At 68.0% G+C, this 16,375-nt stretch carries 19 protein-coding genes; 8 read left to right on the forward strand and 11 right to left on the reverse strand.

The window, feature by feature from the left end; genetic code table 11:
- Window positions 1-20: 20 nt before the first annotated feature.
- Window positions 21-521, reverse strand: a complete 501-nt coding sequence (locus tag EOW66_RS01865) for an Lrp/AsnC family transcriptional regulator (protein ID WP_113899287.1) — start codon at window positions 519-521, stop codon at window positions 21-23.
- A 189-nt stretch (window positions 522-710) separates the two neighbouring features.
- Between EOW66_RS01865 and trxB the strand changes: the two genes are divergently transcribed.
- Both trxB and EOW66_RS01875 read left to right on the forward strand, forming a co-directional pair.
- Entirely contained in the window at window positions 711-1,652 is a 942-nt protein-coding gene (gene trxB, locus EOW66_RS01870; RefSeq protein ID WP_128154382.1) for a thioredoxin-disulfide reductase, read from the forward strand.
- Window positions 1,653-1,860: 208 nt separating this feature from the next.
- On the forward strand, window positions 1,861-3,573 hold the full coding sequence (locus EOW66_RS01875; protein WP_113899285.1) for a bifunctional sulfate adenylyltransferase/adenylylsulfate kinase: 1,713 nt from the start codon (window positions 1,861-1,863) through the stop codon (window positions 3,571-3,573).
- Between the two features lie 94 nt (window positions 3,574-3,667).
- Here EOW66_RS01875 and EOW66_RS01880 read toward each other — a convergent pair whose 3' ends face one another.
- Both EOW66_RS01880 and EOW66_RS01885 read right to left on the reverse strand, forming a co-directional pair.
- Window positions 3,668-3,895 carry a DUF1150 family protein gene (locus EOW66_RS01880; RefSeq protein WP_113899284.1) on the reverse strand — a complete coding sequence of 76 codons (228 nt, stop codon included), beginning with the start codon at window positions 3,893-3,895 and terminating at the stop codon, window positions 3,668-3,670.
- A 21-nt stretch (window positions 3,896-3,916) separates the two neighbouring features.
- Entirely contained in the window at window positions 3,917-4,330 is a 414-nt protein-coding gene (locus EOW66_RS01885; RefSeq protein ID WP_113899283.1) for an Hsp20 family protein, read from the reverse strand.
- Window positions 4,331-4,557: 227 nt separating this feature from the next.
- Here EOW66_RS01885 and EOW66_RS01890 point away from each other — a divergent pair, with 227 nt between their 5' ends.
- The 3 genes from EOW66_RS01890 (at window position 4,558) to EOW66_RS01900 (ending at window position 6,412) form a co-directional block, all read left to right on the forward strand.
- A complete protein-coding gene (locus EOW66_RS01890; protein WP_113899282.1) occupies window positions 4,558-4,788 on the forward strand; it encodes a YdcH family protein in 231 nt (76 codons plus the stop codon).
- An 81-nt stretch (window positions 4,789-4,869) separates the two neighbouring features.
- Window positions 4,870-5,355 carry a 5-(carboxyamino)imidazole ribonucleotide mutase gene (gene purE / locus EOW66_RS01895; protein WP_128147477.1) on the forward strand — a complete coding sequence of 162 codons (486 nt, stop codon included), beginning with the start codon at window positions 4,870-4,872 and terminating at the stop codon, window positions 5,353-5,355.
- Window positions 5,348-6,412: a 5-(carboxyamino)imidazole ribonucleotide synthase gene (locus tag EOW66_RS01900; RefSeq protein ID WP_128154384.1), complete on the forward strand. Its 1,065-nt coding sequence runs from the start codon at window positions 5,348-5,350 to the stop codon at window positions 6,410-6,412. The genes purE and EOW66_RS01900 overlap by 8 nt, the downstream gene beginning before the upstream one ends.
- Window positions 6,413-6,524: 112 nt before the next feature.
- Here EOW66_RS01900 and EOW66_RS01905 read toward each other — a convergent pair whose 3' ends face one another.
- A complete protein-coding gene (locus tag EOW66_RS01905) occupies window positions 6,525-7,361 on the reverse strand; it encodes a DMT family transporter (protein ID WP_128154385.1) in 837 nt (278 codons plus the stop codon).
- 103 nt (window positions 7,362-7,464) lie between these two features.
- On the reverse strand, window positions 7,465-8,484 hold the full coding sequence (locus EOW66_RS01910; RefSeq protein WP_128154386.1) for a ribose-phosphate pyrophosphokinase: 1,020 nt from the start codon (window positions 8,482-8,484) through the stop codon (window positions 7,465-7,467).
- A gap of 113 nt (window positions 8,485-8,597) precedes the next feature.
- On the opposite strand from EOW66_RS01910, the gene EOW66_RS01915 reads away from it, so the two are divergent.
- Window positions 8,598-9,197 carry a 2-hydroxychromene-2-carboxylate isomerase gene (locus EOW66_RS01915; RefSeq protein ID WP_128154388.1) on the forward strand — a complete coding sequence of 200 codons (600 nt, stop codon included), beginning with the start codon at window positions 8,598-8,600 and terminating at the stop codon, window positions 9,195-9,197.
- Window positions 9,197-10,006, forward strand: coding sequence for an alpha/beta fold hydrolase (locus tag EOW66_RS01920; protein ID WP_128154389.1), 810 nt, complete (start codon window positions 9,197-9,199; stop codon window positions 10,004-10,006). Before EOW66_RS01915 ends, EOW66_RS01920 begins: the two co-directional genes overlap by 1 nt.
- A gap of 79 nt (window positions 10,007-10,085) precedes the next feature.
- Here the strand turns inward: EOW66_RS01920 and EOW66_RS01925 are convergent, their stop codons facing one another.
- From EOW66_RS01925 to EOW66_RS01945, 5 genes are all read right to left on the reverse strand, one after another.
- Window positions 10,086-11,135 (reverse strand): threonine aldolase family protein, encoded by a 1,050-nt coding sequence (locus tag EOW66_RS01925; RefSeq protein ID WP_128154391.1) that lies wholly within the window; start codon window positions 11,133-11,135, stop codon window positions 10,086-10,088.
- The gene (locus EOW66_RS01930; RefSeq protein WP_128154392.1) at window positions 11,135-11,581 is read right to left on the reverse strand and encodes a YcgN family cysteine cluster protein; all 447 of its coding nucleotides are present in this window, start codon (window positions 11,579-11,581) and stop codon (window positions 11,135-11,137) included. The genes EOW66_RS01925 and EOW66_RS01930 overlap by 1 nt, the downstream gene beginning before the upstream one ends.
- 47 nt (window positions 11,582-11,628) lie before the next feature.
- Window positions 11,629-12,552 carry a bifunctional riboflavin kinase/FAD synthetase gene (locus EOW66_RS01935; RefSeq protein WP_128154394.1) on the reverse strand — a complete coding sequence of 308 codons (924 nt, stop codon included), beginning with the start codon at window positions 12,550-12,552 and terminating at the stop codon, window positions 11,629-11,631.
- A gap of 34 nt (window positions 12,553-12,586) precedes the next feature.
- On the reverse strand, window positions 12,587-13,024 hold the full coding sequence (locus EOW66_RS01940; protein WP_128154395.1) for a MaoC family dehydratase: 438 nt from the start codon (window positions 13,022-13,024) through the stop codon (window positions 12,587-12,589).
- Between the two features lie 164 nt (window positions 13,025-13,188).
- A complete protein-coding gene (locus tag EOW66_RS01945; RefSeq protein ID WP_128154396.1) occupies window positions 13,189-14,067 on the reverse strand; it encodes a TIGR01459 family HAD-type hydrolase in 879 nt (292 codons plus the stop codon).
- Between the two features lie 334 nt (window positions 14,068-14,401).
- Here EOW66_RS01945 and EOW66_RS01950 point away from each other — a divergent pair, with 334 nt between their 5' ends.
- Window positions 14,402-15,304, forward strand: a complete 903-nt coding sequence (locus EOW66_RS01950; protein ID WP_128154398.1) for a porin — start codon at window positions 14,402-14,404, stop codon at window positions 15,302-15,304.
- Window positions 15,305-15,443: 139 nt separating this feature from the next.
- Here the strand turns inward: EOW66_RS01950 and EOW66_RS01955 are convergent, their stop codons facing one another.
- A complete protein-coding gene (locus EOW66_RS01955) occupies window positions 15,444-16,364 on the reverse strand; it encodes a manganese-dependent inorganic pyrophosphatase (RefSeq protein WP_128154399.1) in 921 nt (306 codons plus the stop codon).
- Between the last annotated feature and the right edge of the window lie 11 nt (window positions 16,365-16,375).

The following is a 16,375-nucleotide window of genomic DNA, read 5'->3' on the forward strand; positions in this document are numbered from 1 at the left end:
CCGGCCCGCGGCGGCCGCGCTCAGGCCTGTTTCGCGAGGCGCTCCTCGAGCACGTCGAAAGGCACGCCGGGCTCGTCCTTGGCGCAGCGGATGACGAGCGAGGTCTTCACGCTGGCCACGTTGTCGGCCGGCGTCAGCTCGCCCATCAGGAAGGACTGGAAGGTCGAGAGGTCGGGCGCCACGCATTTCAGCACGAAGTCGATCTCGCCGTTCAGCATGTGGCACTCGCGCACCAGGGGCCAGGCGCGGCAGCGGTTTTCAAAGGCGCTGAGGTCGGCCTCGGCCTGGCTTTGCAGCCGCACCATGGCAAAGACCTGCACCTCGAAGCCAAGCTCGCGCGGGTTCACGTCGGCGTGGTAGCCGCGGATGAAGCCCGCCTCCTCGAGGGTGCGCACGCGGCGCAGGCAGGGCGGCGCCGAGATCCCCACGCGCTTGGCCAGTTCGACGTTCGTCATCCGACCGTCCGCCTGCAACTCGGCCAGGATTTTCCGGTCGATCTCGTCAAGCTTGGTGCTGGCCATCTTACCCTCCGCAGTTGCGCAGAACTTATCCGCGAGAAGAAGATGGCGCAATAATCTTTCGCCATGGCGGCCGCAAGAGCAATTCGACCGGTTTTCAAAGCGTTTTGGCGGGGGGTTCCGTCGGCGCCCGCCTGTGCCTATATCTGCGACACCAGAAAGACCTGCGACACCAGAAACCGGGAGGCTGCCATGGGCGAGACGAAGAAGACACGCGTGCTGATCATCGGGTCGGGGCCCGCCGGCTATACCGCCGCCGTCTATTCCGCGCGCGCGATGCTGAACCCGGTGCTGGTTCAGGGCATCCAGCCCGGCGGCCAGCTGACGATCACCACCGAGGTCGAGAACTGGCCCGGCCGCACCGCTGTCGAGGGGCCCGAGCTGATGGTGCAGATGGAAGAGCACGCCCGCGCCATGGGCACCGAGATCATCTCGGACACGATCACCAGCCTCAATCTCGGCGACCGGCCCTTCGTCGCGCTTGGCGATTCCGGCACCACCTATGTCGCCGATGCGGTGATCCTGGCGACCGGGGCGCAGGCGCGCTGGATCGGCCTGCCCTCCGAGGAGAAGTTCAAGGGCTTCGGCGTCTCCGCCTGTGCCACCTGCGACGGCTTCTTCTATCGCGGCAAGGAGGTCGTGGTGATCGGCGGCGGCAACACCGCGGTCGAGGAGGCGCTGTTCCTGACCAATTTCGCCACCAAGGTCACGGTGATCCACCGCCGCGACAGCTTCCGCGCCGAGAAGATCATGCAGGACCGGCTGTTCCGCAACCCGAAGATCGAGGTGATCTGGGACTCGGTTCCCGAAGAAATCCTCGGCACCGAGGCGCCGCTTGGCGTCACCGGGGTGCGGATCCGCAACGTGAAGACCGAAGCGGAAACCGTGGTGCCCTGTGACGGCTTCTTCGTGGCGATCGGCCATGCCCCCGCCTCGGAGCTGGTGAAGGATCAGCTCAGGCTGCATGGCGGCGGCTATGTCTGGGTGCAGCCCGGCACGACCCGCACCTCGATCGAGGGGGTCTTCGCCGCCGGCGATCTGACCGACCACACCTATCGCCAGGCGGTGACCTCGGCCGGCATGGGCTGCATGGCCGCGCTCGACGCCGAGCGCTGGCTGGCCGAACAGGAATAAACCTGTCGGGCGGGCGGGAACATTTGTGGTCCCACCCGCCTGAAATCGCGAAATTTGGCCCGAAATGGTGCCAAAAAGCCCAAAAATCGGCTTTTTTCCGCCGCTCCTTTCCCCGATGCTTGCCACAAGCGCGCTTTGCACGCTAAGGCCCGCGCAGGATGCCATCGGTGTTCTTTCGGCATTTCACGTCAATCAGACAGGTCCAGTAATGTCCCTCCCCAATCTCGCCCCGATCCCGGAGCTCTACGTTTCCCATGAATCCGCGCAGAAGCTGAAGATCGAGGCCGGCAACCTCGTTTCGTGGGACCTGACGCCGCGGCAGATCTGTGACCTCGAGCTGCTGATGAACGGCGGTTTCTACCCGCTCAAGGGCTTCCTGAGCGAAGAGGATTACAACTGCGTCGTCGAGGACATGCACCTCGCCAACGGGGCGCTCTGGCCGATGCCGATCACCCTCGACGTCAGCGAGAAATTCGCCGAGGGCATCGAGCCCGGCACCGATATCGCGCTGCGCGACCAGGAAGGCGTGATCCTCGCGATCCTGTCGGTCACCGACAAATGGGTGCCGAACAAGGCCAACGAGGCCGCCAAGGTCTTCGGCGCCGACGACCTCGCCCATCCGGCGGTGAACTACCTGCACAACACCGCGGGCGCGGTCTATCTCGGCGGCCCGATCACCGGCATCCAGCCGCCGGTGCATTATGACTTCAAGGCCCGGCGCGACACGCCGAACGAACTGCGCGCCTATTTCCGCAAGCTCGGCTGGCGCAAGATCGTCGCCTTCCAGACCCGCAACCCGCTGCACCGCGCGCACCAGGAGCTGACCTTCCGCGCCGCGAAGGAAGCCCAGGCGAACCTGCTGATCCACCCGGTGGTGGGCCTCACCAAGCCCGGCGATGTCGACCACTTCACCCGCGTGCGCTGCTACGAGGCGGTGCTCGACCAGTACCCGCAGTCGACCACCACGCTCAGCCTGCTGAACCTGGCGATGCGCATGGCCGGCCCGCGCGAGGCGGTCTGGCACGGCATCATCCGCCGCAACCACGGCTGCACCCACATGATCGTCGGGCGCGACCACGCCGGCCCGGGCAAGAACAGCGCCGGCGAGGATTTCTACGGCCCCTATGACGCGCAGGAGCTGTTCGCCAAGCACCAGTCGGAGATCGGCTGCGAGATGGTCGACTTCAAGCAGATGGTCTATGTGCAGGAGCGCGCCCAGTACGAGCCGGCCGACGAGATCGCCGACAAGGACAAGGTCACCATCCTCAACATCTCGGGCACGGAACTGCGCCGCCGCCTGCGCGAAGGGCTGGAGATTCCGGACTGGTTCTCCTTCCCCGAGGTGGTGACCGAGCTGCGCCGGACCTCGCCGCCGCGCTCGAAGCAGGGCTTCACCGTGTTCTTCACCGGCCTCTCCGGCTCGGGCAAGTCGACGATCGCCAACGCGCTGATGGTCAAGCTGATGGAAATGGGCGGCCGCCCGGTGACGCTGCTCGACGGCGACGTGGTGCGCAAGCACCTGTCCTCGGAGCTCGGCTTCTCGAAGGAGCACCGCGACATCAACATCAAGCGCATCGGCTATGTCGCCTCCGAGATCACCAAGAACGGCGGCATCGCGATCTGCGCGCCGATCGCGCCCTATACCGCGACCCGTCGGGCCGTGCGCGAGATGATCGAGGCCTACGGCGCCTTCGTCGAGGTCCACGTCGCCACCTCGCTCGAGGAATGTGAAGCGCGCGACCGCAAGGGCCTCTACAAGCTCGCCCGCGAAGGCAAGATCAAGGAGTTCACCGGGATCTCGGACCCCTATGAAGCGCCCGCGACTCCCGAGCTGCGCGTCGACACCACCGGCGTCGACGTCGACCACTGCGCGCATCAGGTGATCCTGAAGCTCGAATCGATGGGCCTGATCAAGGCCTGAGCCGCAGGCTCCCCGAAATGACGAACGCCCCGGCCTGCGCCGGGGCGTTTCGCTTTTCCGCCCGGATTTCGGGGACGACGCCCCGGCCCGCGGCTCAGTGCACGTTGACCGCCTGCACCTCGTTCTCGCGCGCAAGTGCAAAGGCCATCCAGCGATCCTTGACGAGGGCAAGCCGCGCGCCGTTCGCATCGCACAGCGCATAAAGCTGCGTCAGCCCGGCCGCCTGCGCCTGAATCTCCTCGGGCAGATCCGCCACTGCCACCGGCCGGACATAGACGATGCGCTCGCCCGTCTCCGCGCCGAAATCGTATCTCGTGTCCATTTCAGCCTCCTTGCCTGATGTTCACCGCCGCCGGATCGGGATCGACTGCACCACCGGATCGGGCATCACCCGCTTCAGATCGACATGCAGCAACCCGTTCTCGAGCCCCGCCCCCGCCACCTCGACGCCATCGGCGAGCACGAAGCTGCGCTGGAAGGCGCGTGCGGCGATGCCGCGGTGCAGGAAGATCCGCTCGCCCAGATCGTCGGCCTGCCGGCCGCGGATCACCAGCGCCCGGTCCTCCATGGTGATCGCGAGGTCATCCTCGGCGAAACCCGCCACCGCAAGGGTGATGCGGAAGGCGTCGGGACCGTTCTGTTCGATGTTGTAAGGCGGGTAGGCGTCGGAGCCGGACTTCGCCGTCCGCTCGACAAGGCGCTCCAGCTGGTCGAAGCCCAGCAGGTAGGGATGCGCGCCAAAGCTCAGTTTCGTCATCAGGCAAGCCCTTGATCAGCGACATTGCGGTTGCGGGCCCCGCGCTGCGGCAACCCGTTCCGCACAGATATGGGCAGGCGGTGCTGCGCCTGCAAGGGGCAGCCGCGACCCGGAACAGCGCGAATTTTTCCCCGCAAGCGCCAGAAATTGTTATATTTGTCTTCACCCGAGGGCCGAGTCGCCCGCGAGCCTTGCAGCCAGAGCCAGTCAGAAGCCCGAAAACGCTCATGAACGCCCACAGCGACGCCCCCGTCGAGATGAATACCGAAGAAGTGCTGCAGCTGAAGCTTGCCGTGCTGCGGCGCGAACATCGCGACCTCGACGAGGCGATCGCGGCGCTCGTTGACACCGGCCACCCCGACCAGCTGCGCATCGTGCGGCTGAAGAAGCAGAAGCTGTCGCTCAAGGACCAGATCGCCCGGATCGAGGACCGCCTCACCCCCGACATCATCGCCTGATGGCGCCCCCGCCCCGCCCGGCCCCCTTGCCGTTCCGGGCCTGCCGCCTATAGTGCCGGCGCGACAACAGCGAGGGCGGCGATGAGCGTGAAAGTGGGAATCATCATGGGCAGCCAGTCCGACTGGGCAACCATGCGCGAGGCGGCTGCCGTGCTCGACGAGCTCGGCGTTCCCTACGAGAAGAAGATCGTCTCGGCCCACCGCACCCCCGACCGGCTCTGGAGCTATGGCAAGACCGCGGTCGAGCGCGGGCTGCACGTGATCATCGCCGGCGCCGGCGGGGCCGCGCATCTGCCCGGCATGATGGCCTCGAAGACCCGCGTGCCAGTGATCGGCGTGCCGGTGCAGACGAAGGCGCTCTCGGGCGTCGACAGCCTCTATTCGATCGTGCAGATGCCGAAGGGCTTCCCCGTCGCCACCATGGCGATCGGCGCCGCGGGTGCGGCGAATGCCGGGCTGATGGCCGCGGGCATCCTTGCGATCTCCGACCCCGCGCTCGCCGTCCGTCTCGACGCCTGGCGCGCCGCCCTTTCCGCCTCCATTCCCGACGAGCCGCAAGATGACTGAGACCCTGAAACCCGGCGCCACCATCGGCATTCTCGGCGGCGGCCAGCTTGGCCGCATGCTCTCGGTCGCGGCCTCGCGCCTCGGCTTTCGCTGCCACATCTTCGAACCCGGCGCCGAGCCGCCGGCAGGTCAGGTTGCCTGGAAGGTGACGACCGCGCCTTACGACGACGAGGCCGCGCTCACCGCCTTTGCCGAAAGCGTCGACGTGGTGACCTACGAGTTCGAGAACATCCCGACCGCCGCGCTTGACCTGATCGAGCGGCTGCGCCCGATCCATCCGAACCGCCGCGCACTGGCGATCTCGCAGGACCGGCTGCAGGAAAAGGCCTTCCTGAACGGGATCGGCCTTGCGACCGCGCCCTGGGCCGCGGTCGAGGACATCGCCTCGCTCGAGGCGGCCCTTGCCACGATCGGCACGCCCTCGATCCTGAAGACCACCCGGCTCGGCTATGACGGCAAGGGCCAGGCGCGGATCAAGGCGCCCGGGGACGCGCCGGCGGCGCTTGCGGCGATGGCCGGCGCGCCGGCCGTGCTCGAGGGCTTCGTCGGGTTCAGCTGCGAGATCTCGGTGATCGCGGCACGCGGGCTGGACGGGTCCGTTTCCTGCTTCGACCCGGGCGAGAACGTGCACCGCGACGGCATCCTGCACACGACGACGGTGCCGGCGCGGATCTCGCCCGCGCTGCGCTCGGACGCGGTGCTGATCGCGGCGAAGATCCTCAACGCGCTCGATTACGTCGGCGTGCTCGGGGTCGAGCTTTTCGTCACGCCGAAGGGCCTGCTGGTGAACGAGATCGCGCCGCGGGTGCACAACTCGGGCCACTGGACGCAGGCGGGCTGCACCGTCGACCAGTTCGAACAGCACATCCGCGCGCTCGCCGGCTGGCCGCTCGGCGACGGCAGCCGCTATGCCGATGTCGAGATGCTGAACCTGATCGGCGACGATATCGCACAGGTTCCGACGCTGGCGAAGGAACCGCGCACGCAGATCCACCTCTACGGCAAGGCGGAGGCCAAACCCGGTCGCAAGATGGGCCACGTCAACCGCGTGCTTTGAGCGCCGGGGCTCTGCCCCGGACCCCGAGGTATTTCAGGCAAGATGAAGGGGCTTTCATCTTGCTCCAAATACCTCGGGGTGAATGGGCCGCAGGCCCAGAGGGGCAGCGCCCCTAGCCCTTGCGCAGCGACAGCGCGATGCCTCCCAGAACCAGCGCCGCCGCCACCCAGAAGCGCGGCCCGGGCACCTCGGCCAGCAGCAGCGCCCCACCAAGGGCGGCCAGCACCGGCACGGACAGCTGTGCCACCGCGGCAAGGCTTGCGGCAAGGCGCGGCACCACCGCATACCACAGCGCATAGCCAAGCCCCGAGGTAACCGCGCCCGAGACAAGCGCCGGCCAGATCCCCCAGGTGGGTTCCGGCACCGCGCCCCGCAGCGCAAGCCAGGCCAGCGCCGGCAGCAGTGCGAGCGCAAAGTTCACCGCCGTCGCGCCGAGCGGATCGCGCGTCCGCCGCCCGTTCAGCGAATAAAGCCCCCAGCCGAGCCCGCCTGCCGCCATGAAGGCCGCGCCCAGCGGATCGACCGTCGCGCCCCCCGCAGGCGCCACCAGCACCGCGAGCCCGGCAAAGGCCACCCCCGCCCCGATCAGCCGCCAGCGCCCCAGCCGCTCGCGGCCGAGGAGGGCGGCCGAGAACATGGTGATCTGCACCGAGCCGAAGAGGATCAGCGCGCCGACGCCTGCGTCGATGCGCCCGTTCGCAAGGGTGAAGCCGAAGATATAGAGAAAGAGCGTCGCCATGCCCGCAAGCGCCACCCGCGGCGGCAGGCGCAGCGCCGCACTTCCCCGCCGCACCAGCGTCAGGGCGAGCAGCACCCCTGCCCCGGCGCCAAGCCGCACCACGCCGGCGAGCGCCGGGTCGAGCCCGGCGACGCCGACCGCCATCCGGTTCAGCACCGAATTCGCCGCGAAGGCGATCATCACGAGGGTGGTGAGCAGGAAAAGTCGCATGGGCCAAGGCTGCACCGATCGGGGCAGCCGCGCAATCCGACCTTCGCGCAAGGAAAAGGCCCGGGGAAATCCCCGGGCCCGTGATCCGTCGCCTCGGCTGAGATCAGCTCTGCGAGTAGAAACCTTCGTAGATCGGCACCAGCGTGTCGGTCTCGAACAGCGAGCTGACCGAGGTGCCCGACCAGGTGTTCAGGATCGCCTGGGCGAACATCGGCGCGGTCGGCACGATGCGGATGTTCGGGCAGGCGAGCGTCGCCGGCGTCGCCTGGATCGAGTCGGTGATCACCAGCGATTTCATCACCGAGTTGCGCACCCGCTCGACCGCCGGGCCCGACAGCACGCCATGGGTGATATAGGCGTGAACTTCGGTCGCGCCGGCCTCCATCAGCACCTCGGCCGCCTTGCACAGCGTGCCCGCGGTGTCGCAGATGTCGTCGACGATGAAGCACTTCTTGCCGGTCACGTCGCCGATCACCGTCATGCCGGCCACTTCGCCCGCCTTCTCGCGACGCTTGTCAACGATGGCGAGCGGCGCGCCGATGCGCTTGGCGAGTTCGCGCGCACGGGCCACGCCGCCGACGTCCGGCGAGATCACCATCACGTCGTCGAGCTGACCGCGGAAATTGTGCAGAATGTCGAGCGCGAAGACCGGCGAGGCATAGAGGTTATCGACGGGGATGTCGAAGAAGCCCTGGATCTGTGCCGCGTGCAGATCGAGCGTCAGCACCCGGTCGACGCCGGCCTCGGTCAGCAGGTTGGCGACGAGCTTGGCCGAGATCGGCGTGCGGGCCTTGGCGCGGCGGTCCTGCCGGGCATAGCCGAAATAGGGGATCACCGCGGTGATGCGATCGGCCGAGGAGCGCTTCAGCGCGTCGGTCATGATCAGCAGTTCCATCAGGTTGTCATTCGCCGGGTTCGAGGTCGGCTGGATGATATACATGTCCTCGCCGCGGACGTTCTCGTAGACCTCGACGAAGATCTCCTGATCGTTGAAGCGTTCGACGCGGGCGTCGACGAGGTTCACCGACATGCCCCGATGCATCGACATCCGGCGGGCGATGGCATGGGCGAGCGGCGTGTTGGCATTGCCAGCAATGAGTTTCGGTTCAGTCATGACGGGCATCAGCTACCTCTGGTCTGCGCCGGGAGCAGACCGGCGGATTCGCGAAGATTGCGCCTGCCTTAGCACCGGGCTAGCCTCCCCGCAAACGCCGTGCATGCCCCAAAGGAGCCCTGATGGCCCATATCGACTACTTTTTCTCGGTCTTCAGCCCCTGGACCTACCTTGCCGGGCTGCGACTCGAGGAAATCGCCGCCCGCCACGGCGCCGAGATCACCTACAAGCCGCTTGACCTGCTCGGGCTTTTCGACCGCACCGGCGGCACCCGCCCCGCCGGCCGGCACCCGAACCGGCTCGCCTATCGCAGCCAGGAACTCACCCGCTGGTCGCGGCGGCTCGGCCTGCCGCTGACGCTCGCGCCCGCGGGCTATCCGCCGAACCCGGCGCCCGCCTCCTACGCGGTGATCGCGGCGCAGGCCGCGGGCGGCGGCGATCTCGGCGGGCTCGTGCACGCGATCGGCCGCGCACTCTGGGCCGAGGGGCGCAACATCGCCGAAGACGAGGTGCTGCGCGACCTGCTGGCCGCGCATGGCTTCGATCCGAACCTCGTCAGCACCGGGCTGTTCACCGGCGCGCTCGCCTACGAGCGCAATCTCGAGGAGGCGGTCGAGCGCGGCGTCTTCGGCTCGCCCTTCTATATCCTGCGCGAGACCGACGCGCGGTTCTGGGGCCAGGACCGGCTCGACTTCCTCGACGAGGAGCTGGGGGCTCTGTGATGGACAAGGATATCCGCGAGGGCACCGGCATCAGCTGGCAGGTCTTCGGCACCGGCCCGCGCCCGGCGCTCGCCATCCATTGCATGCTCGGCACCTCGGACATGTGGGGGCCGCTGCTGTCACCGCTGGCCGAGCTTTCGACCACCGCCTTCGACCTGCCCGGCCACGGCAAGTCGGACCCCTGGGGGGCCGAGGGGGCAGCCCCCGGCGCCTATCAGACGCTCGCGACCCGCATCGCCGCCTCCTTCATCGAGCGCCCGCTCGACCTGATCGGCCACAGCTTCGGCGCCTCGGTCGCGCTGCGCATCGCTGTCGCCGCCCCCGAGGCAGTGCGCTCGCTCACCCTGATCGAGCCGGTGCTTTTCGCCGCGGCGAAGGACAGCCCCGAATGGGCCGAGCTGCGCCCGCATCAGGACCACCTCGACGCCCTTCTCGCCGACGGCGCGGATGAGGAGGCGGCGCGCCGCTTCGTGCGCGACTGGGGCGCGGGCGCGCCCTGGGACACGATCCCGGACCGCCACCGCGCCCGCTTCGTCGCGCAGATGCCGATCGTCGCAAACGTCACCCCGGCGAATTTCGAGGACCCGGGCCAGATCTGCCGCCCGGGCGGGATCGAGGCGATCGACGCGCCGGTTATGCTGATCCATGGCGACCAGAGCCCGCCGATCTCGGCGCGGGTCTGCGAGGCGCTGGCCGCGCGCATGGCCGATGTCGGCACCGCCTGCGTGCCGGGCGCGGGCCACATGCTGCCGCTCACCCATACCCGTCAGGTCACCGAGCTGATCGCGCTGAACCTCGAGCGGAGCTGAGGCGCCCCTTCCGGGCCTTTCCTTGGAAAAATACTCCGGGGGGAGTCCGCAGGACGGGGGGCAGCGCCCCCCTTCCCCCTCAGCGCAGAAGCGAGAGGAATTCGTCGATCTCTTCCTCGCGCGTCGCCCAGCTGCACACCAGACGCGCCGCCAGCGGCTCCTCGCCCGGACCGTCGAGCGACTGGTCGAAGGGCCACAGGTAATAGGCCGCGCCTGCCGCCTGCGCACGGCGATGCGCGGCGCGCGGGACGGCGGCGAAGACCGCATTCGCCTCGGTCGGATGCACGAGGCTTGCCCCCGGCAGCGCCGCGATCCCCTCGGACAGCCGCGCCGCCATCGCATTCGCATGGCCGGCAAGCTCGAGCCACAGCCCGCCCGCCAGATAGGCCAGCATCTGCGCCGCAAGGAAGCGGTGCTTCGAGAAGAGATGCCCCCCACGCTTGCGCCGCAGCTCGAAGTCGCGCGCACGGGCGGGGTCGAACAGGATCACCGCCTCGACGCCCATGCAGCCGTTCTTCGTGCCGCCAAAGCTCAGCACGTCGACGCCCGCCTTCCAGGTCATCTCGGCCGGGCTCGCCCCGGTCGCGACCAGGGCATTGGCAAAGCGCGCCCCGTCCATGTGCACCGGCAGGCCGAAATCGCGCGCAATGGCCGCAAGCGCCGTCACCTCGGCCACCGAATAGACGGTGCCCGCCTCGGTCGCATTGGTGATCGAGACCATGCCGCGCTGCAGGTTGTGGATGCCGCCGCGGCCGGTATGGGCGATGGCGCGGCGCAACGCCGCCGGGTCCATCTTCGCATGCGGCCCGTCGACCAGCGTCAGCTTGCCGCCGCCGATGAAGAATTCGGGCGCACCGCACTCGTCTTCCTCGATATGGGCGGTGCGGTGGCAAAACACCGTCTCCCAGGGCGCGCAGAGCATCGCGCAGGACAGTGCATTCGCCACCGTCCCCGTCGCCACCAGATAGACCGCGGCCTGCGGCGCCTCGAAGATCTCGCGCAGCCGCACCGTCACCGCCTCGGTCAGCGCGTCGGCGCCATAGGAGGGCACATTGCCGGCATTCGCGGCCTCGAGCGCCGCCATGATCTGCGGGGCCACCCCCGCGGTGTTGTCAGAGGCGAAATGCATCACGGTTCCTCGATGATGAACTGGTCCCACAGATCCTCGGGCACCTCGGTTTCCGATACCGTCCGCCCGCGCACCGAGATCCCGGCCTCGTGCACCGTCTCGTGCGAGCCGGAGACCAGGTAGTGCCAGGGCTCGAGCGGCTTGCCCTCGAAGCGCAGCCGGTAGGCGCAGGTCGCGGGCATCCAATAGGCGATCTTGCGGATCGACTTCGGCGTCAGCAGCACGCATTCGGGCACGTATTGGTGGCGGGTCTCGTAGCGGGTGCAGCGACAGGTCTCGTCATCGAGCAGCCGGCAGGCGACGCGGGTGAACTCGAGCTCCCCCGTGTCCTCGTATTCGAGTTTGTTGAGACAGCAGCGGCCGCAGCCGTCGCACAGCGCTTCCCATTCCGCGGGCGTCAGCTTCGCGAGCGGCAGGGTCCAGAATTCGGGGCGAAGATCGGTCATCGGCGCACCCTGACGCAAAGCGGAGCCAAGGGAAAGGGGGGTCTGCGTCACGCCCCCGAGAGGATCATCCGCGCCTGCGCGCAATCGGCCTTCATCTGGTCGACAAGCGCATCGAGGCTCGAAAAGCGCAGCTCGGGCCGCAGATACTCGACCAGCGCCACCGACACGTCGGCGCCGTAGAGATCGCCCTTGAAGTCGAAGACATAGGTCTCGAGATTGGGGGTGTTCTCGCCGAACATCGGCCGCACGCCCAGGCTCGCCGCGCCCTCGTAGCTGCCCGCATGCGGGCCCGTGAGCACGTCGAACTTCACCGCATAGACGCCAAGCCGCGGCAGGTGCAGCCCGGCGACGCTCATGTTCGCGGTCGGAAAGCCCAGATCGCGGCCGCGCTTGTCGCCGTGCAGGACCGGCCCCTCGATGCGGTGCAGATGGCCGAGCATCGCCGCGGCATCGCGCGGGCGGCCCTCGGCCAGGGCCTTGCGGATCGCGGTCGAGGAGATCTCGACCCCCTCGAGATGCAGCAGCGGCGCCACCGTCACCTCGAAGCCGAAGCGGTGGCCCAGCTCAGTCAGCGTCGCGGTGTCGCCCTCGCGCGCCTTGCCGAAGCGGAAGTCACCGCCCACGGCGACATGGCGCACGCCCAGCCCCTCGGCCAGCACCTCGCGGGCGAAGGCCTCGGCGCTCATCCCGGCAAGGGCGCGGTCGAAGGGCAGCTGATACAGCCGCTCGACGCCCAGCTTCGCCAGCCGGTGCGCCCGCGCCTCGGCGTTCATCAGCCGGAACGGCGGCGCCTCGGGGGCGAAGACCTGCCGCGGGTGCGGTTCGAAGGTGACGATGCCAAGCGGGCCCTTGCCGCGCGCGAGATCGATCACCGACTGGTGGCCGAGATGGATCCCGTCGAAATTTCCCATCGCGACCGAGGCGCCGCGAAACGCCTCGGGCACATCCTGCCAGTGGGTAAACGTCTGCATCTTCCCCGTCTTCCGGCGCCGTGGCCGGCGCGTCTCAGTTCCGCGAGGGCGCCAGAACCAGCGCTTCGCCCTTGATGACGGTGGTATCGCCCACAGAGCAGGTGGTTTCAAGGGTGACACGACGACGGGCGTGGTCGATCGCCACCACCTTGACCTCGGCGACCACCTCGTCGCCCGGGCGCACCGGCGCGAGGAACTTCAGCGACTGACCGAGGTAGATCGTGCCATGGCCCGGCAGCTGTTCGCCGATCACCGCCGAGATCAGCCCGGCCGAGAGCATGCCATGCGCGATGCGGCCCTTGAACATCGTCTTCGCCGCATAATCGGCATCGAGGTGCACCGGGTTGTGGTCGGTCGAGACCTCGGCGAACATCTCGATGTCCTTGTCGGTGATGACCTTGCGGAGCGAGCGCGTCATGCCGATCTCGAGGTCTTCCAGATAGATCGTGCCGGGGGTGAAGTCATTCGCCATTGTCGCTGTCCTGCCGCGGTTCATGTTGCACCGCGGCATAACACTCCGGCGCCGGGCGCGCAAGGCGACGCGCAACTTCCATGCCGGAACGGATCATTCAGCGCAAGAAAATTGCAAAAATGCGACAGGGCACCCCGACAGAGAGCCGGGGCGCGCGGCAGCGCTCAGCGCAGGTGGCCGATGGCGAATTGCGGCGCCTGCTGGCGCGCGGCCAGCCAGGTGTCGAGCAGCTCGGCGTCCGGCGCCTCGACATCGGGGCCGAACTGGTCGGCCGCCAGCCCGCCGGTGACGAAAAGCGCGTCGATCCCCTCGCCTGCGGCGCCGGCAACGTCGGTGTTGACGCCATCGCCGATCGCCAGGATGCGCGCATCCTCGGCCACACCGAGCGCCGCGAGGCGCCGGCGCGCGAGGTCATAGACCGGCGGGTGCGGCTTGCCGAAATAGAGCGCCTCGCCGCCCATCTCCTCGTAGAGTGCGGCAAGCGCGCCGGCGCAGTAGATCCGGGTTTCGCCCATGTCGACAACGATATCCGGGTTGGCGCAAAGCAGCGGCAGGCCGCGGGTCTTGGCCAGAAGGAAGCGCGGCCGGTAATCCTCGGGCACCTCGTTCAGCTCGTCGAAGGGGCCAGTGCAGACGATGCCCTCGGCCTCCTCGAGCGGCACCCGGGTGACGCCGGGCTGGCCCTGCCAGGCCTCGGGCACCTCCTCGAAGAAGCCGTTGTCCTTCGCCGGCCCGAGATGCCAGACCTTGCGGCCGATCGCGCCGGCAAACATCGCATCCTGCGCCGCATCACCCGAGCTGACGACCAGATCCCAGGCGTCACGCGGCACGCCGAGCCGGTCGAGCGTGGCGATGACGTATTTCGCCGGCCGCGGCGCATTCGTCAGCAGCACCACGCGCCCGCCCGTCGCGCGGAACGCCTGCAGCGCGGCGACGGCCGCAGGGAAGGCCGCGACGCCGTTGTGCAGACAGCCCCACAGGTCGCAAAAGAGCGCGTCATAGGGCGCCGAGATCTCGGCCAGGGATTGCACGATCCGGGTCATATCTGCCTCAAGTCCTTGATCCGGCGGGTCGTCTCCCGCCGCGTTGTCCTACAGCCGCTATATGACACTTCGATGAGGAAAGGCAAAGCCCGCCCCTCGCCCGGCGCATCCCGGGATGACGCAATGACGCCGAGGAATGTTTGCGCAATCGCGGTTGAAGTCGCCGGCCGGCGGGCATAAGCAAAAGACAGAGGGTTGAATTTTCTTTTGTTGACAATTGGGTAGCGTTTGAGTTCCGCCCTCTCTGCGTTCGCAGGGGCGCAGGTTCGAAACCGCATCGTTCCGCCCGGCCGGCCTTCGGCGCCGCGGAGCCAACCACAGAAACAGGCAAAAGATGACGAAACTTCTCACCAGCTCCGCCCTCGCGCTGATCGCCAGCGCCGGCCTGGTCGCTGCACAGGACATCTCCGGCACTGCGACGGTCGGCTATGGCCGCACCGACGTGTCGGACACCAGCACCGATCTCGACAGCATCACCTTCGACGGCAATGTCGCCGCGACTTTTGACAACGGCCTCCTGCTCGGCGCCCGCGCCACCGCGATGAACGCCAGCATCGACGATGCACCGGACCTGAACGCCTCGCTGCTCGGTGCCTCGGGCGGCTACCGTCTCGGCAGCGGCCTGCGTGGCGGCGCCTATTACGAGCGCGCCCACCTCGGCTTTGCCGGTATGTCTGGCACGGCCAATTCCTACGGCGCCACGGTCGGCTACGACTTCGCCGCTGGCACCGTCGAGGGCTTCTACGGCCGCAGCGCCGGCTCGGATCTCGGGGATCTGAACGTGCATGACTACGGCGTGACCGGCCGCTACACTGCGATGGACGGCCTCACCTTCGGCGGCAACCTGATGCGCACCAACATCGCGCTCGGCGGCGAGGACGAGAACCTTGACCTCGTCGGCCTCGCGGCGGTTTACGACGTGGCTCCGGCCTGGACCGTGTTCGGCGGCCTTACCCGCAGCTCGATCGCGGACACGGACGTGACCACCTTCGGCCTCGGCGCGAGCTACGACCTGAGCGGCATGGTTGCCGTGCCGACGGTCCTCTCGCTCGAGCTGGCCCGCACCAACCTCGACAGCGACGATCTGGACGCAGACGGCCACGGCAACACCGTGCGTCTCGGCGTGACCTTCCCCTTCGGCCAGACCGGCTCGAAACTGCCCGCGAACAGCGTCGCCGGTGCCGTCATGACCCCGAGCCACAGCGCCGTGACCCAGACCGTGCTCAGCGCGTTCTGATCGCCCCGCACAAGCAACGCGAAAGGCCGGGGCATATGCTCCGGCCTTTTTCATGCGCCGCCGCCATCCGGCCCCCGGCGCAAAGGCAAGGGGCGGAGGTTTCCCCCCGCCCCTCAAACCTGCGCCGCGCGCGTAAGGATCAGACCTTCAGCGCCGGAATGATCTGCTTCTTGCGCGACATCAGCCCGGGCAGGACCACGGTGTCGCCCTCGACGGTGCAGCCGAACGAGGCCTCGGCGATCTTCTTCACCAGATCGTTCGGAACCAGCAGCGTGGCTTCCTCGTTCAGGATGTCGATGACGAAGAGCAGGACCTGATCGGCGCCGTCTTCCTGCGCCACGCCCGGCATCGACGCCATCAGGCTGTCCTTGCGGTCGAGGATCAGCTTCGGCGCGGTGGTCTCGAGGACCGAAACCCGCAGCTCGGTGCCGTCGACGTTGTATTCCTTGCTGTCCATCCGCAGCAGCGCCGCGTCGGAGAAGGCCGAGACGTCCGATTTCGCCTCGAACATCGCCGAGGCGAGCTCGTTGATGTTCACGCCCAGATCAGCGGCCAGCTTCTCGGCCACGGCCTTGTCGTGGTCGGTGGTGGTGGGCGAGCGGAACTCGAGCGTGTCGGACAGGATGCACGACAGCATCGCGCCCTTGATCGCGCGCGGCGCCTTCTCCACGTCGGCCCCCATCAGATCGTAGAGGATGGTGGCGGTGCAGGCGAGCGGACGGATGGTGATGTCGATCGGGCCCTTGGTCTCGATCCCGCCGACCAGCTTGTGGTGGTCGATGATCGCGGTGATGTCGGCCTTGTTGATGCCCTCGGGCAGCTCGGCCGGGTTGTTGGTGTCGACGATGACGACGCTCTCGCCCGGCTCGACGCCGGCGATGATCGCGGGCTTCGGCAGGTCCCAGTGCTTCAGCACGAAGGCCGCCTCGGTGTTGGGTTCGCCGAGCAGCGCGGGCTCGGCGGCCACGCCCTTCACTTCGTTCAGATACCACGCCCAGACGATGGGCGAGCCGGTCGAGTCGGTGTCAGGGGCCTTGTGGCCGAAAACCTTGGTGGTCATGGGATCCCTCG

It is taken from the genome of Paenirhodobacter huangdaonensis, assembly GCF_004022465.1.
Taxonomy (GTDB): Bacteria; Pseudomonadota; Alphaproteobacteria; order Rhodobacterales; family Rhodobacteraceae; genus Rhodobacter; species Rhodobacter huangdaonensis.

Excerpts from the sequence above, each read along its gene's own strand:
- EOW66_RS01875 (WP_113899285.1), top strand. The coding sequence starts at position 1,861 with ATGTCCCTCCCCAATCTCGCCCCGATCCCGGAGCTCTACGTTTCCCAT.
- EOW66_RS01955 (WP_128154399.1), bottom strand. The coding sequence starts at position 16,364 with ATGACCACCAAGGTTTTCGGCCACAAGGCCCCTGACACCGACTCGACC.
- trxB (WP_128154382.1), top strand. The coding sequence starts at position 711 with ATGGGCGAGACGAAGAAGACACGCGTGCTGATCATCGGGTCGGGGCCC.
- EOW66_RS01885 (WP_113899283.1), bottom strand. The coding sequence starts at position 4,330 with ATGACGAAACTGAGCTTTGGCGCGCATCCCTACCTGCTGGGCTTCGAC.
- EOW66_RS01925 (WP_128154391.1), bottom strand. The coding sequence starts at position 11,135 with ATGCATTTCGCCTCTGACAACACCGCGGGGGTGGCCCCGCAGATCATG.
- purE (WP_128147477.1), top strand. The coding sequence starts at position 4,870 with ATGAGCGTGAAAGTGGGAATCATCATGGGCAGCCAGTCCGACTGGGCA.
- EOW66_RS01945 (WP_128154396.1), bottom strand. The coding sequence starts at position 14,067 with ATGACCCGGATCGTGCAATCCCTGGCCGAGATCTCGGCGCCCTATGAC.
- EOW66_RS01865 (WP_113899287.1), bottom strand. The coding sequence starts at position 521 with ATGGCCAGCACCAAGCTTGACGAGATCGACCGGAAAATCCTGGCCGAG.
- EOW66_RS01890 (WP_113899282.1), top strand. The coding sequence starts at position 4,558 with ATGAACGCCCACAGCGACGCCCCCGTCGAGATGAATACCGAAGAAGTG.
- EOW66_RS01950 (WP_128154398.1), top strand. The coding sequence starts at position 14,402 with ATGACGAAACTTCTCACCAGCTCCGCCCTCGCGCTGATCGCCAGCGCC.
- EOW66_RS01905 (WP_128154385.1), bottom strand. The coding sequence starts at position 7,361 with ATGCGACTTTTCCTGCTCACCACCCTCGTGATGATCGCCTTCGCGGCG.
- EOW66_RS01900 (WP_128154384.1), top strand. The coding sequence starts at position 5,348 with ATGACTGAGACCCTGAAACCCGGCGCCACCATCGGCATTCTCGGCGGC.
- EOW66_RS01880 (WP_113899284.1), bottom strand. The coding sequence starts at position 3,895 with ATGGACACGAGATACGATTTCGGCGCGGAGACGGGCGAGCGCATCGTC.
- EOW66_RS01930 (WP_128154392.1), bottom strand. The coding sequence starts at position 11,581 with ATGACCGATCTTCGCCCCGAATTCTGGACCCTGCCGCTCGCGAAGCTG.
- EOW66_RS01915 (WP_128154388.1), top strand. The coding sequence starts at position 8,598 with ATGGCCCATATCGACTACTTTTTCTCGGTCTTCAGCCCCTGGACCTAC.
- EOW66_RS01935 (WP_128154394.1), bottom strand. The coding sequence starts at position 12,552 with ATGCAGACGTTTACCCACTGGCAGGATGTGCCCGAGGCGTTTCGCGGC.
- EOW66_RS01920 (WP_128154389.1), top strand. The coding sequence starts at position 9,197 with ATGGACAAGGATATCCGCGAGGGCACCGGCATCAGCTGGCAGGTCTTC.
- EOW66_RS01940 (WP_128154395.1), bottom strand. The coding sequence starts at position 13,024 with ATGGCGAATGACTTCACCCCCGGCACGATCTATCTGGAAGACCTCGAG.
- EOW66_RS01910 (WP_128154386.1), bottom strand. The coding sequence starts at position 8,484 with ATGCCCGTCATGACTGAACCGAAACTCATTGCTGGCAATGCCAACACG.